General features: G+C 39.0%; 16 protein-coding genes. 13 read left to right on the top strand and 3 right to left on the bottom strand.

Annotation, left to right across the window (positions count from 1 at the left end; genetic code table 11):
• The first annotated feature begins 25 nt into the window (after positions 1–25).
• Complete coding sequence (locus tag QW284_06420; GenBank protein ID MEM0339303.1) at positions 26–802, top strand: hypothetical protein; 777 nt, start codon at positions 26–28, stop codon at positions 800–802.
• Positions 803–1,087: 285 nt separating this feature from the next.
• Here QW284_06420 and QW284_06415 read toward each other — a convergent pair whose 3' ends face one another.
• Positions 1,088–1,792, bottom strand: coding sequence for an HD domain-containing protein (locus QW284_06415; protein ID MEM0339302.1), 705 nt, complete (start codon positions 1,790–1,792; stop codon positions 1,088–1,090).
• A gap of 174 nt (positions 1,793–1,966) precedes the next feature.
• On the opposite strand from QW284_06415, the gene QW284_06410 reads away from it, so the two are divergent.
• A complete protein-coding gene (locus QW284_06410; GenBank protein MEM0339301.1) occupies positions 1,967–2,833 on the top strand; it encodes an aldo/keto reductase in 867 nt (288 codons plus the stop codon).
• 5 nt (positions 2,834–2,838) lie between these two features.
• Here QW284_06410 and QW284_06405 read toward each other — a convergent pair whose 3' ends face one another.
• A complete protein-coding gene (locus QW284_06405; protein MEM0339300.1) occupies positions 2,839–3,129 on the bottom strand; it encodes a hypothetical protein in 291 nt (96 codons plus the stop codon).
• Positions 3,130–3,220: 91 nt separating this feature from the next.
• On the opposite strand from QW284_06405, the gene QW284_06400 reads away from it, so the two are divergent.
• From QW284_06400 to QW284_06360, 9 genes are all read left to right on the top strand, one after another.
• Entirely contained in the window at positions 3,221–3,877 is a 657-nt protein-coding gene (locus QW284_06400) for a class II aldolase/adducin family protein (GenBank protein ID MEM0339299.1), read from the top strand.
• Positions 3,874–5,751 carry an aldehyde ferredoxin oxidoreductase family protein gene (locus QW284_06395; GenBank protein MEM0339298.1) on the top strand — a complete coding sequence of 626 codons (1,878 nt, stop codon included), beginning with the start codon at positions 3,874–3,876 and terminating at the stop codon, positions 5,749–5,751. The genes QW284_06400 and QW284_06395 overlap by 4 nt, the downstream gene beginning before the upstream one ends.
• Positions 5,752–5,828: 77 nt before the next feature.
• Entirely contained in the window at positions 5,829–6,887 is a 1,059-nt protein-coding gene (locus QW284_06390) for an ABC transporter transmembrane domain-containing protein (protein ID MEM0339297.1), read from the top strand.
• 39 nt (positions 6,888–6,926) lie between these two features.
• Positions 6,927–7,382, top strand: coding sequence for a VOC family protein (locus QW284_06385; protein MEM0339296.1), 456 nt, complete (start codon positions 6,927–6,929; stop codon positions 7,380–7,382).
• 8 nt (positions 7,383–7,390) lie between these two features.
• Positions 7,391–8,185 (top strand): nickel pincer cofactor biosynthesis protein LarB, encoded by a 795-nt coding sequence (larB, locus tag QW284_06380; GenBank protein ID MEM0339295.1) that lies wholly within the window; start codon positions 7,391–7,393, stop codon positions 8,183–8,185.
• Between the two features lie 83 nt (positions 8,186–8,268).
• Entirely contained in the window at positions 8,269–9,537 is a 1,269-nt protein-coding gene (larC, locus tag QW284_06375) for a nickel pincer cofactor biosynthesis protein LarC (protein ID MEM0339294.1), read from the top strand.
• A complete protein-coding gene (locus QW284_06370) occupies positions 9,538–10,443 on the top strand; it encodes a DUF362 domain-containing protein (protein ID MEM0339293.1) in 906 nt (301 codons plus the stop codon).
• A 59-nt stretch (positions 10,444–10,502) separates the two neighbouring features.
• On the top strand, positions 10,503–10,967 hold the full coding sequence (locus QW284_06365) for an RpiB/LacA/LacB family sugar-phosphate isomerase (GenBank protein ID MEM0339292.1): 465 nt from the start codon (positions 10,503–10,505) through the stop codon (positions 10,965–10,967).
• Between the two features lie 10 nt (positions 10,968–10,977).
• Positions 10,978–11,649 carry a hypothetical protein gene (locus tag QW284_06360; GenBank protein ID MEM0339291.1) on the top strand — a complete coding sequence of 224 codons (672 nt, stop codon included), beginning with the start codon at positions 10,978–10,980 and terminating at the stop codon, positions 11,647–11,649.
• Here QW284_06360 and QW284_06355 read toward each other — a convergent pair.
• Positions 11,639–12,454, bottom strand: coding sequence for an inositol monophosphatase family protein (locus QW284_06355; GenBank protein ID MEM0339290.1), 816 nt, complete (start codon positions 12,452–12,454; stop codon positions 11,639–11,641). The two genes, QW284_06360 and QW284_06355, sit on opposite strands and share 11 nt — an antisense overlap.
• A 212-nt stretch (positions 12,455–12,666) precedes the next feature.
• Between QW284_06355 and QW284_06350 the strand changes: the two genes are divergently transcribed.
• Positions 12,667–13,242 carry a hypothetical protein gene (locus QW284_06350; GenBank protein MEM0339289.1) on the top strand — a complete coding sequence of 192 codons (576 nt, stop codon included), beginning with the start codon at positions 12,667–12,669 and terminating at the stop codon, positions 13,240–13,242.
• 95 nt (positions 13,243–13,337) lie between these two features.
• Positions 13,338–14,312 carry a ribokinase gene (gene rbsK, locus QW284_06345; protein ID MEM0339288.1) on the top strand — a complete coding sequence of 325 codons (975 nt, stop codon included), beginning with the start codon at positions 13,338–13,340 and terminating at the stop codon, positions 14,310–14,312.
• Positions 14,313–14,349 lie beyond the last annotated feature (37 nt).

The raw sequence follows: 14,349 nt of genomic DNA, 5'->3' as shown, positions 1-14,349 counted from the left end.
TTTTTCTTGACAGGTGCTAAATGCTATGACAAGAGGGTATGGTCTGCTAACACTTGTTGCATTATTTGTAACTGTTCTATCCATAGTCATAGGTCAATCATCGAATTCTGCTGTAATAGTGGAGATTAACGAAGATGGTGTGGCAAAGGTTTACATGAATATTTCGGTGGCTGAGGGAATAACAAATGTTACTCTACCTATAAAGCCTGTCGATATATCCATGGAGATCTCTGCGAATACTGATATTGAATGGCTATTAGCAAACAACTCATTGTATATAGTTTCACCAAGAAATGCAACAGTATCCATAAACTACATAGCCAATGTAACAATCACCAATGGTGTTCTTCAGCTCAATGTTTCTCAACCAGTTACCATAAAACTGGTAATAGCTCCAAATATACTCCTTCTATCGATACCCAATGAAACAACATTTTATAGCACTATGGATAATAAGACTGTGATAGAATTCAAAGGACCGGCAACAATAATGTATACAATAATGATCTACTCGACATCAACCAAGACCATTGCAACCACATCAACAATGCCAGCCATTGTATCAACCACAACACCCACAACAATCACAAAGTCTATGACAACAACGCAAACAACAAGCCCTCAGATAACGCTGGTTACAACTTCTAAAATAATACCAAGTCTATACACAATCATAACCTCGGTAACAACAATTATAAATACAGCTACGCCTTTGTTTTCTATATCACTAGTTATGGGTGTTGCCATAGCAGTATTAATCGTTGTAATTGTACTTGTATTTCTTTTAATAAAGAGAAGATGAACCTATATGTCTAGCGTTTATGGTTTTTCATTCTCTGTCTGTTTTCCTGCCCTAGTCTTTGGGAACACGGCTTCATTGTCATGCCCATCCTCATTTCCTATCTATGCTTTTCTGGTCTAGGGTAGGGTGGTTTAGAGAGCGCAGATCTCATCCCACAACAGGTTAACACTTACAGTCTTTCCACATACCATATACCGTTTTTGCATTGACAATTCCTATAAATGCTAGTAAATACCTCCACCAAAAACCATCAACATCTTCGCAAAGCTACAAGGATTCTAGAAGCTATTTTAGGGATTTGCACATGTCTACAGCTCTTCTCATCACATTTTCTTTATCTTCTTTAAGTTCTTTCAACAGATTTTTAATTCCAATAGCCTTAACAAGCCCATCCAAAACCTTGTATATGTTACACCCCTCTTTCTCAATATCTCTAAGTTTTGAAATCAAAACATTTTGTATATACTCTCCAAACCTAGCATCAACAGAGTCTGCAAGATGAAGAACCAAGCCCTCGATTGTTGAGAATGGTGCAAGTCCATGAGCTTCAGAAACAACTCTTATAAGAGCTTCTGGCGCACCTCTTCTTGATAACTCTGCCACAATTGCATAGTCGTGACTCAAATACCAGTCCTCTCTAGGCTTATATCCTCCGTTTAACGAATCTGGTGTATATTGATAGTACTTAAATATGTCGTGGAGTATGGCACCAGCAATGACAAGATCAATATCGATATCAACTCCATATATATTCTTAAAGGTATTTGCAATACACTTAGCTACTAGCGCTACAGATATTGTGTGGATGAGTAGACCACCAGAGAAGAGGTGATGCTTCCTAGGGGCAGCTGGGGAATCCTCAAATGCTATTAAAGGCTTTGTACTTGAAAATGTTAATACAGGGTTACTTAAAATATCTAAAACTATCCTCCTATAATCATCATTAGCTATGCTATTAGCTAATTCAAATACTATTTCCTTAAGACTCATATCAACACACCAAATCAAACAATCTTAATATCAATTAGTTTCTTTACTAATTTGTATTCTACATAAAAAAGCTATTCAAATTTCTCTATCCACATAATGTGTTTACTAATGTATTTGTTTCAGTATAAGAAAATTTTTAAACATTTAAAGAGAGATTGTAAGTGGTGGAAGGTTTTGGAGTATAGAAGGTTAGGTAGAACGAATTTTAAGGTGTCAATACTTACTATAGGTGGTTATGGTCCAGGTGTTTATCCAGATGCGCAGGAAGCTATTAGGGCTGTTGAGAATGCTATTAATGAGGGTTTGAATATCATTGATATTGCTCCTAGCTATGGAGAGGCTGAGGTGAGGCTAGGGCCTCTGATAAAGAAGTATAGAGATAGGCTTATCATTGCTGAGAAAACTCTTGAGAGAACTTATGAAGGGGCTTGGAGAGAGCTTAAAACAACTTTGTCTAGATTTGGGGTTAGCTCAATAGATATTTACCAGTTTCATGCTGTAGGCTCGCTAGATGAATTGAATAAGATTTTTAGCGAAAACGGTGCTGCAAAAGCGTTTTTGGAGGCGCGTGACCAGGGATTGATAAAATTCATTGGAATAACTGTTCATGCTGATATGAGGGTTGCTCTAAAAGCTTTAGAGATGTTCGATTTTGACACTATACTGATACCTGTATACGCAGCTGCAATGACTATGCCAAGACCTGAGAACGATTTTCGACCAGTCCTAAAGGTTGCTATGGATAGAGACATAGGTGTGATAGCGATAAAGTCTATTGCTAGGAGAAGATATGTTGGAGAGAAAAGATATACAACATGGTATGAGCCATTCGACACACAAGAGGATATAGATCTGGCTGTGTGGTACACACTATCCCAGGAACCAGTTGCAACATATCCCATGGCGGGAGACATTAGGCTGTGGCCAATGATTCTAAGTGCAGGGAAAAGGTTTAGAAAGCTCTCTCTAGAAGAGCAAGAGAAAGTTATTAAGATATTTAAAGAAAAAGGCGCTAAACCACTATTTCCAGAGAGTCTATGAAGCTATCACCCTCCTGGAGCTAAAGGCATCAAAACTATTTTTTTAACACCCTCAACTCTATTCTTTAAATCATCTACAATTACCCCATCTACTAAAACAACAACATTATCTCTAAGTCTAATCCCATCTTCACTATAATCAAGAATCTTCTCTAATGCTATACCACTTTTTGTAGAAAGCTCTTTAATTACATCCAGTATCGTTGCTGATGAGGAGATCTCTACAAGAAGTTCGTGAGACTTCATATCTGGGGTGAAGGGGGGCATTATTTTAACATTTATGGTTATGTAACTCAATTTATCTTTTCCCAAACTCTATTTATAACATATAAAGAAATAAGCTTATATGCGTAAACCACATTACATAGCGTTGCATAGGTGTAATGTTATGAGTGAAGGTATTGAGTTGCCCGAGGAGCAACTAAAAAATGATATTTGTAAAGTTATGAGACATTTATTTGAAAGAGGTCTCGTATCTGCACTTGGTGGTAATGTTAGTGCCCGTCTTCCAGGCTCTAAGGATTTTTGGATTACCCCCAGCGGTATTTTCAAAGGTGAGTTAACACCAGAGGACTTGATAAAAGTTGATTTGGATGGCAATATTGTAGAGGGCTTTGGAAGACCATCTATTGAAACGCCTCTTCATGCAGCTATATATAGGGTTAGACCTGATGTCAATGCTATTGTTCATGCACACAATCCATTCACACTTGGCCTCGCATTAGCGGGAATCGGCTTGAAGCCTATAACTGTAGAAGCTGTTATGGTTCTTAGAAAAGTTGAGGTAGTCCCCTTCGCTTTTCCAGGTACAGATCAACTAGCAAAGCTTGTTGCTGAAAAAGCGGCTACTGGTGCTAGAGCCCTTATTCTTCAAAACCATGGCATAGTTGCTTTAGGCGCAAATATATATGATGCTGAGGCTGTTGCAGAAACTTTAGAGGAGGTTGCAATAGCACAATTTGTTGCAATGGCCCTCGGAAAAGAGCCTCCAGTTATACCAGAGAGAGAGGTTGAGCTATACTATAAACTTTATAGACTTGGGTGAATAGTACGAAGGAATTCTTCGGCTATGCAGGTAAACTAGCATATATAGATTTGTCTAGAGAGAAAGTGGAGATTAGGGAACTTAGGGAGGAAGACATAGAGCTTTTCATCGGCGGAATAGGACTTGCGACAAAGATAATTGTTGAAGAGATAGAGGATCCCAAGATAGATCCATATAGCCCCCAAAATGTATTAGTATTTATGACAGGGGCATTAACGGGGACACCTGTTTATGGAAGTAGTAGATGGGTTGTAGCCTCAAAATCTCCTTTGACAATGGCTTGGGGTGAGGGGCACGCTGCAGGGTATTGGGGTGTGGAGTTAAAGAAGGCTGGTTTTGATGGCCTTGTAATTAAGGGTAAGGCAAAATCACCTGTGTATCTGTATATCCATGATGATGCAGTAGAGTTTAGAGATGCCTCAAAGCTCTGGGGATTAGACACATTTGAGACAGACCAAGTGATAAAAAATGAAATTGGGGATCAAAACATTAGAGTTGCTGCAATTGGTCCAGCTGGAGAGAATCTAGTTAGATTTGCAACTATAGCTGCCGATATGCATCCAAATGGCCCTAGAGTCGTTGGAAGAACCGGTATGGGCGCTGTTATGGGCTCTAAAAACCTTAAAGCCATAGCAGTTAAGGGTAGCGGTAAAATAAAGATTAGGGATCCAGGCAGAGTATCGAGTATTTTATCACGTCTACTCCCACTAATAATGTCTTCGCCAACAGCACAAATACTTGCTGTTTATGGCACACCTGGAGAGGTTGAGGAGTTCTACGAATATGGGGATATGCCGATAAAGAACTTTAGACTTGGTGAATTCGAAGGATATAAAAACTTGACTGGACAAAGCTTTAAGGAGAAGAACATTGTTGTTGATGTCTATGGATGTTGGGCATGTCCTGTAAAGTGCTGGAAGGTCATGAAAATAGGGGATGTAAAGACCAGAGCACCAGAGTACGAAACCATAGCATCTTTAGGAACCCTTTTAATGATTGACGATCCCCATTATCTAGCGAAAGCCAACCACCTATGTAACAGATATGGCTTAGACACAATATCAGCTGGTGTTACAATTGCATGGGCCTTTGAATGCTTCGAAAGAGGAATTATAACATCAGCAGATACTGAGGGGCTTGAGCTTCGATGGGGCGATAAAGAAGTTGTTTTAAAGCTTATTGAAATGATTGGAAAGAGGAAAGGGTTTGGAAACATCCTAGCTGAGGGATGTAGAAAAGCCTCTAGCATAATTGGAAAAGGATCTGAAGAATTTTGTATGCATGTTAAGGGAACTGAAATGCCTATGCATGACCCAAGAGCATTCAAGGGAATAGGACTGCAATATGCGACATCCAATAGAGGGGCTGATCACCTATATGGATTATTTTTCAGAATAGAACAGGGGCAAAGAGTACATGATTTGAAGATATATGAGAGAGTTGACAGATTTGCATACAAAGGCAAGGGATGGATGGTTGCAACTATGATGATGTGGAGCGAGATCCAAGAGTCCATGGGTATATGCAAATTCGTTGACATTCCACCTGCCCACATAGCAGGTCTATACACATATGTAACTGGCTATAAAAAGAATGTCCAAGATCTTCTAAAGATAGGTAAAAGAATATTTACATTAAAAAGGCTTTTTAACATAGCATGTGGAATATCTAAAAAAGATGATATTCTACAGAAGAGATTTCTTGCCGAACCTATGAGTGAGGGAGGATCAAAGAATCAGGTAGTAGAGCTAGAGCCAATGCTAATGGAATACTACGAGTTTATGGGATGGGACGAAAATGGTAAACCTAAAAAAGATGTTCTGGAGGAACTAGAGCTGATAGAATATGCCAAAAAATTGAATATAATCTCATAGTCTCACTTGTCAAACAGCTTAAAAACAACTTTTTAAAATAACCAATATCTCAAAGAAGACATACCTTGGGTAATCAAATGAGTATTTATTCAAAGCTTTCAAGGATTAGAAGTAAGCTACTTCAAGACTCAATAATCATGGCTAGATTTATACGCGATATAATTATTCCAAATGCTAGTGGCTTTGGCCTCGCCTTCTCTATAATGATAGCTGTTTTTATTATAAGATCTATTGTGGGTGGTTATCTGGTACCCCAAGCCATTGTCAACATCGTTAATGCTGTTAGGAGAAATATTAGTGACTCGCTATTTTTTTATAGACTTATAACAGGTGTTGGTTTATTCGGTGTTGCAGCGATAATCTTTATTTCATCAGAATTCGCTTTAATGAAGTATTTCAGCAAACTCGCTGATAGTATTGTGGGTTTGAAGACTGTTATGCTTCGCAAGATCCACGAGGATGGCAATAACGAGTCTCTGGAGGATGTTATTGGAAGGGTTAGCAGCGATATAGACTTCGTCATTTGGAACATTAACGGAGTCTTAACAACATTGTTGCCAAACATATTCACAGCTATAACATCTATAGTAACAGTCTTCACCTTTAATATGTCTATAGGTCTAGTAACACTCGCAACAGCCGCACCATATATAATCATTGCAGAGTATTATAGCAAGAGGGTTGAGGTTGCTAGAAGTGAGGAAAGAAAGGCTTATAGCGCTAGCATAGCCTATATAAGAGATGCTTTATATGAGCATAGAAATGGGGATCTACTTAGCAAAGTGTTCATGTGGTGGAAAAAGTCAATAACAACAGTAATGTGGTTCGATAGAGTTTACTGGGGATTTAGCCTTTTTACACAGTACTCCTCTGCTGTGCTAATATCTTATCTGTCTATTGAAAAGGCTAGAAGGGGCGAAATAGATGTTGGAACTCTTGCTGGGATACTTTCAGCCTCTCTTGGAGCTCACGGAGCTATGATGAATGCCATGTGGGCCTTATGTATACAGAGTCAGACTATTGCCGCTATAAAGAGAGTTGTTGTGTACTTTACTCAGGATGTCTATAGTAAAAAGAAGGAAAAAGCCTATCCAACTATGGTAAAGTCTGTGATAGGTAGGGTACTGAAAATTTAATAGGCTAGATAGCATTGCATTTCCTTTTGGCTGAGAATAATGTCATGTGGAAACCTCAAAAGAGTTGTTCAGATAGGCATTGTTGTAAAGAATATTGAGAAAGCATTGGAGAATTGGACAAGGTTTCTAGGAATTGAGAAGCCGAGTATTATTGAAACAGAGGATTGGGAGAAGACTAAGATGATGTTTAAGGGAATGCCATCAAGTGGAAGGGCAAAACTTGCTTTTATAAACATGGACAATATTGTCATAGAGCTTATAGAGCCTATTGATGGTCCTAGCATATGGAAAGAATTTCTTGGTGAACATGGCAATGGTCTTCACCATATCGCATTTGTTGTTGAAAATGCTGATGAGTGTATCAAATCCTTGGAGGACATTGGTGGTTATAGGGAACAGGAAGGATTTTTTGAAGGAGGAAAATATGTGTATGTAAATGCTATAGAAAGCCTTGGTGCTATTGTGGAGTTTCTCCAATTCTTTGCTAAGCAGTGAGTTTTTCCATGGATTTAAGAAAAGTTTTAGAGGATTTAGCTAGGGGTCTTATATCTATTGAAGATGCTTTAAGGCAAATAAGGCTATTCTCAATAGAGTATTTAGATAATGTTGTACGATTTGATATAGGTAGAGAGATGCGTAGAGACGTTCCAGAGATAGTTTTTGGTGAGGGAAAGAGTGTTGAGGATCTAGAGAGAATTGTATTAAATATTGTGCCGAAGAATGGTAGAGTAATAGTGTCTCGTTTAACTGGTGAACAAATATCTTATTTAGAGAACCTTAAAAAAGATGACATTGAAGTTTCCATAAATAGGAGAGGTAGAATTGCTGTAGTAAAGAGAAAAGGGTATGAACACCCCAAATACGATTGTAGAATAGGTATTGTTGCTGCTGGAACAGCTGATATATGCGTTGCTGAAGAGGCTAAGGTTATAGTGGAGCAGATGGGCTGCAAGGCCATAACCATCTATGATGTTGGTATAGCTGGGTTCCAGAGGGTTTTAGAGGCTTTAAAGATTCTGAAGGAAAGTGATGTTGATGTGGTAATAGCCATTGCCGGTATGGAGGGTGCATTACCGTCGGTAATAGCATCATTGATTGATGTTCCAGTAATAGGTGTTCCAACATCTGTTGGTTATGGTGCTGGTGGAGAGGGGATAGCAGCGTTATACTCAATGCTACAGGCATGCCCACTTGGGCTAGCTGTTGTGAATATAGATAATGGTGTTAATGCAGGTGTGGTAGCAGGCTTAATAGGAAGAAGAATTTCTGTTTATCGCCAATGTAAAGAAAGTAAATAAATATAGTTAATTTCATTTATGTCACGCTAGAAATATTTTTATTGCAGTATTCCTAACATCAATTTACATTCGGAGGATTGGTAATGGTTAGCAAAGTTGTTGTTATAGACCCGTCTATTTCTGGCATCTCTGGGGATATGATACTTGCATCGCTGATTGACTTAGGTGTTGATACAAAATTTTTGGAGGAATTGAGAAGAGCTATTATTAAAAATGTTGATGGTGTTAAGGATCTTGAGATATCTGTGAAAGATGTTGTCAAAGGTGGTGTAAAGGCTAAGAGTGTTGATGTAAAAATTGATGAAGATCATAGCGAGAGAAGAGGGGCTGAGATGCTTAGATATGTAGAGAACGTTGCTACCGAGATAGGCCTTGGAGAAAGAGCTAAGAGATTTGCTGTAGATGTTATAAAGACTATTATAGATGCTGAGATGAAGGTTCACGGAACAAGCTTCGACTCTGTTCATTTTCATGAACTTGGCTCAGCCGACACCATTGTAGATGTTGTGGGGGTTGCAAGAGCATTAGAGGCTCTGAATCTATTTGATGCAAAAATCTATTCTCTTCCGATAGCTGTTGGAAAAGGCTATGTAGAAACAGAGCATGGGTTATACCCCATACCACCACCTGCTACGCTAGAGATTTTACGTAGTAAAGGTGCTAAGTTCTTTAGTGGTTTTGCAGAAGGTGAGCTGGCAACACCTACTGGAGTAGCCATTGTCTGTAATTTAGCTAACAGCTTCATAGACTCTCTACCTGTGCTAAAAATACTTGGCGTTGGTTATGGAGCTGGTAAGAAGGATTTTGAAAAACACCCAAACATTGTTAGGGTTATGGTTGGCGAAGATACTGACAATGTGGATGAGCTTGAATGGTTTGAGCGTGAGAGGATAGCTGTTATTGAAACAGATGTAGATGATGTCTCTGGGGAGGTTGTTGGCTACACCATGGAGAAGCTGTTTGAGGTTGGTGCCAAGGATGTTTCTGTGATACCCATATACATGAAGAAGAATAGGCCAGGCCATAGCATAAGGGTTTTGGCTGATGTTTCAACGTATCCAATTATTGTTGAAACTCTAATTAGAGAGCTTGGAACCCTTGGAGTCAGGGTATCTTTTGTTGATAGATTCAAGGTTCCTTATCGAGAGGTTAGAAAAGTTGACATAGAGATTAATGGTCAATTGCGTCAGGTGGAGGTGAAGGTTAGCAGGGATTATAAGGGGAAAATTATCAACATTAAACCTGAGTATGAGTCAGTTAAAAGAATTGCAAGAGAGTCCAACACCACATATAGAAACGTTGTAGATGCCGCTATTAAAACATTTAAAGAGAATAGCAGAGGTGAGGGTTAAATGTCTGTTTCAATAGTTCGAACATTCGACCATTACAAAGGTTCTTTAAGTGCATTAGAGCTGATAGAGAAGGAGATAAGAGAAGCTGTTGGCAATAGAAAGAAGTTTTTGATAAAACCCAATTTTGTCTCAACAAGAACATATCTTGCAGCAACACCTATAGAAACCATTGAAGCAATACTACAATTCATATTATCTAGATTTGAACCTTCAGAGATATTAATTGGAGAATCGCCTGCAATGGGCTCGTTAAAAGATGCTTTAAAGAATTTTGGTTACTATAGAATAAAAGATCTGTATGGAAAAATAGAGTTTGTAGACCTTGATGATTTTGATCAGCAGAGATTTGTTTTGATTGATGAGAATGGAAAGGAGTTTGAGGTCTATGTATCGAAGCTTTTATTGGATAAGAACTTTGTGAGAATATCACCATGTAGAGCAAAGACCCATGACACAGTAATTGTAACATTATCAATTAAGAATGTTGTTATGGGTTCGATCAAGAGGGGGTGGAAACACGAGATGCATAGAGGCTATCTCTCAATAAACTATAACATTGCTAAGCTAGCAACATATATGATACCAGATCTTGGTCTTGTAGATGGTGTTGAGGCTATGGAGGGGAATGGCCCCATTTCTGGAACTCAAAAAAGATGGGGTGTGGTGTTTGCCTCTACAAACCCTGTCAACCTCGATGCCGTGGTAAGTTATGCTATGGGCTTTAACCCAGCTGATATCGGCTATCTATACTTCTTGTGGAGGTGGGGATACGGAGAAATTGATGTTAGCAAGATAAGAATTGTTGGCGACAATTTGGAGGAGATCAAGACAAGATTTAGACCACATTATGCATATGATATGCAGCTATCGTGGAAAGAACAAGCTAGAAGATTAGGATTTATGTGAATGAAAGGGCATAGCATTTTAAGCTCTGCAGGTATATGTGTGAACTAAGGTGAGTTAGCTTGCGATTCCCTGGCAAGAAAGTTGCTGTGGGCTCTGATGACAATTACCCAGTAGTAGGTGCTGTTGTTAGGTATCTAAAGGATAGGGGGTTCGAGGTAGTGCTTATTGGAGCCGCAAAATCTGGTAAGCCAGAGCCTTGGCCACTAGTCGGATATGAGGTTGGAAAACTTGTTGCTAGTGGTGAGGTTGACTGGGGTGTTGTTATATGCTATACAGGTACGGGTGTCTCTATAGCAGCTAATAAGGTTAGGGGTGTTAGGGCTGCTCTATGCAATGATGCTGAAACAGCTAGGGGTGCCAGGCTGTGGAACAATGCAAATGTATTGGCTATGAGCGGTAGACTAATAACTGAATATGTTGCAAAAGAGATTTTGGATGCATGGATAAACACAGCCAATATAGATGAATCCGAGGCTAAAAACATAGAGTTGCTGATGAAACTCGATTCTGAGGGAAAATTGTGAGGTGATTATTGTGTATAAGTTCCTATATGTGGACAGAGATGTTTTGAAGAGGTTTCCAAGTAATGTATACAATTTTCTGTGGATGCCAATGATCTTGGCAGGTTTCCCTAGTTGTAAGCCAAGAGATCTATACCTCCTCGATTGCATATTTAGCGATGTTTGTGAAAGTCCTTATACAGTTCTTTTCCTTATGAACAAGATTTCGAGAAGAGATAAGCTAGTTGATGAAATGCCTGTAGAGGCTAGAAAAGCCTCTGTGAAGGAATGTAGTACTTTAAAGGCTATTCAAAATCTTCAAACAATTGCCCACGAAATCTCAAACGAGAATTATTTAAGGCTTGAGCAATTCATAGACAGAATATCAGAATTTACAAATGTCGAAATCCCCTATAGGGTATTCTTAAGAACTAGAAAATATGTTATACCGGCTGAGAGGATAAGACAAACATCGCTTAGAATAGCACGTAAATCCGCAAAAAGGGTTTTGGAGAGCTTGTGTCTCATAAAAGATGATGTTGCAACGTCAACGGAGGTTGACGGACAACCGGTCTATGTACTAGCCTACTACTCGAAGGATTATAGCGATAGTGGGTTTATCGTGGGTAAAAAAATTTTGAGGGGAAAAGCTTTGGCAAGGATTTTAAAGACTTTTTCAGAGCGTGTAAACAGTGTCATTGCATAGCTTTTTGACTCGACAAAACTTTGCCAAGGATATTCAAAACATCATTGTCATATGCCGCAGCAATACACTGTACTCTTTCAAGAATATCTATAGGAATGTTTAGAGCGTCTCTCAAACCATTTGAGCATTCAACTGCTTTTGCACCAAGAGCTGTTGCTATCCTTACTGCGGCAGCCACATCAACATTTCTAAGCTTTGCCCTAGCATCTATGAATACCTCGGCATTTCCAAGCCCAACATAAACAATGTCTAGGGCTGCACTACCAAGAGATCTAACAGTTGGTCTCCTAGGGCTTAAACTCAGATACTTCAATAATGGTGTGTAAGCTTCTAGAAGCTCGAAATAACCTAGAACAATTGGGGCTGGAGTCTTCTTTCTTTCTGAAGCACCATATATCTTGACAAACCCATTATTGTAGACATATGTTCTATTCCTAAAAATCTCTGCAACAATAGCTGTAGTCACATCTCTAATAGTGGCACCTTTTCTATAGGGTGCTATGGCAACAGATATCGAAGCCCATGGAATTTCAAATGAAAAGTTTGTGCTACCATCAACAGGATCGGCAATGACTATCCACTTTGGATTGCCATAAACATTTAGCCCCTCTTCCTCACCAATAAAAACCACATCCTTAAGAGAATCCACAATACATTTCCTCAAAATATTCTCTGCCTCTACATCAAATCTTTTCGAGACATCCCCAAATGGATTATAACCAATAACGTCGAATGATACTGAAGATGATTCAAGATATTTTCTAACACTATCTACACAGTTAATTAATATACTATCTAAAGACAATGTCAAGACCCTAACGCATGTTACTACTGAATCAGTCTATACAGTATACAGTATTTAAAAACTATGGCAACAAATGTGCTGAACGTAACTCTTTTCCTAAATTTGTCAAAGATATGATGTGATACTATATGGTTTAACATACCTGCCTAAAACTTAAAATATGTATTAAATGCTATAAACTTCGAAAATTATAACACGTGAGGGATTGGTCTGTGGTCTCTATACCAGAGTCCGATGGCATTTACGTCTATAGGGATGGGGGTTTAGAGAAAATTGTTGTTGATGGGCCATTTGTTCCGACAGCGGATGGGGTTTATGTGATCTATTTTAGAAACAGGTCTTGTCCTGGATGCAAGGGCTTTGATAAGCTTTGGTCTAGATTTCTCGAGAGCAGTAAGGGTAGTTTTGGAGAGGCTGTTGTTGTTCAATGTACAAACTTTTTCTTTAATTGTGGTTCTCAAGATGCTGCTGACACCTTTGTTTTCTACCTTGTTTTTGAAACTCCTCAGCTTGTCGTGGTTGTTGTTGAGAATGGGTCTCCAGTTTATATAGAGAGAGAAGTTTACTTTCCAGATTTGAGGTCTATTGAGGATTTCGTGTATAATGTTAATGAAAGGAGGAAGAAGGCATCTGATGAGAGTAGTGAAGAAGTGGAGGAGGGTATATACATAGATTTGGGTAGTGGTAATTGGAAGGAGGTTGTAAATAGATTAAGGTCTATGATTTTAGATGGGAAAAACTTGAAAGAGCTTTGCGATGAGAGTGGCTGTAGAATATACATTGAATAGGTATGTCAATGTGCTTTTTAACTCATTCGCCAAATTACTGGGTTAAAAATTTATTATATTTGACATTAAGTTATATGTAATTTGGCGAATATTAAATGTCTATAGCTGTTGTTGGCAGTATACACGCAGACTTTTATGTTAAGGTAAAGAGGTTTCCACAGCCTGATGAAACAGTTATTGGAAGTGACTATGCCATCTATCCAGGTGGCAAGGGGGCAAACCAAGCTGTTGGATGTGCTCGCCTAGGTGTTGAAACGTATATGATTGGTGCTGTGGGCGATGACTATATAGGATCCATGCTCATAGATAATCTTGCTAGAAATGGTGTTAGAATAGACTATGTCTATAAAGCTAGTTGCAGCAGTGGTGTAGCATTCATAATACTGAATGAAGAGACTAGAGAGAATATGATTATAGTCTCGCCAGGTGCAGATAATGCAGTAACCCCACAGCTTGTCGAAGATTCTTTAAAGAGCTTGAGGGGGAAGGCAAAGATACTTTTAACACAGCTTGAAATACCTATAGAAACTGTTTATAGGAGTCTAGAAATAGCCAAGGAATTTGGAATATTAACAATTTTGAATCCAGCGCCAGCGAGAAGCCTAGATAGAGACATGTTTAGATTTGTTGATATAGCCGTTCCAAACAGGGTAGAGCTACAACAGCTAACAGGTGTAAAGATAGAAAGCATTGAAGATGTTTTCAGAGCAAGCGAGAAGCTGTTGGAGTGGGGTGTAGAAGTAGTTATAACGACTCTAGGCTCGCGAGGAGCAGCAATAGCTACACGCAACACAAAAACAATTGCTAAGGCATTCAAGGTGCCAGTAGTAGATACAACTGGTGCAGGCGACGCCTTTGTCGCTGGTCTTGCAGTTGCACTTCTAGAGAATAGAGAAATTACTGATGCAGTTAGATTTGCCAATGCCGTTGCAGCCTTGAAGATAACTCGCATGGGTGCTCAAAGCATGCCCACGAGAAGTGAGGTGGATCACCTGGTAAAGAACTATGAAACACAGTTAGTAGAAGTTGAAGCAAGTGTGGGATTAAGGGATTTGATGAGTGTAGGCTAGCATACAATAAGGTTTTTAAATTGTGGTATGCTAGGAA

This window comes from Ignisphaera sp. (assembly GCA_038735125.1).
Classification (GTDB): Archaea; Thermoproteota; Thermoprotei_A; order Sulfolobales; family Ignisphaeraceae; genus Ignisphaera.
The sequence above is the reverse complement of the archived record's forward strand: the minus strand, read 5'-3'. Positions and strand labels throughout refer to the sequence as shown.

What these genes read in the sequence shown, in the direction of transcription:
- QW284_06420 (MEM0339303.1), top strand. Translation starts at nt 26, where the DNA reads ATGACAAGAGGGTATGGTCTGCTAACACTTGTTGCATTATTTGTAACT.
- QW284_06415 (MEM0339302.1), bottom strand. Translation starts at nt 1,792, where the DNA reads ATGAGTCTTAAGGAAATAGTATTTGAATTAGCTAATAGCATAGCTAAT.
- QW284_06400 (MEM0339299.1), top strand. Translation starts at nt 3,221, where the DNA reads ATGAGTGAAGGTATTGAGTTGCCCGAGGAGCAACTAAAAAATGATATT.
- QW284_06390 (MEM0339297.1), top strand. Translation starts at nt 5,829, where the DNA reads ATGAGTATTTATTCAAAGCTTTCAAGGATTAGAAGTAAGCTACTTCAA.
- QW284_06385 (MEM0339296.1), top strand. Translation starts at nt 6,927, where the DNA reads ATGTCATGTGGAAACCTCAAAAGAGTTGTTCAGATAGGCATTGTTGTA.
- larB (MEM0339295.1), top strand. Translation starts at nt 7,391, where the DNA reads ATGGATTTAAGAAAAGTTTTAGAGGATTTAGCTAGGGGTCTTATATCT.
- larC (MEM0339294.1), top strand. Translation starts at nt 8,269, where the DNA reads ATGGTTAGCAAAGTTGTTGTTATAGACCCGTCTATTTCTGGCATCTCT.
- QW284_06370 (MEM0339293.1), top strand. Translation starts at nt 9,538, where the DNA reads ATGTCTGTTTCAATAGTTCGAACATTCGACCATTACAAAGGTTCTTTA.
- rbsK (MEM0339288.1), top strand. Translation starts at nt 13,338, where the DNA reads ATGTCTATAGCTGTTGTTGGCAGTATACACGCAGACTTTTATGTTAAG.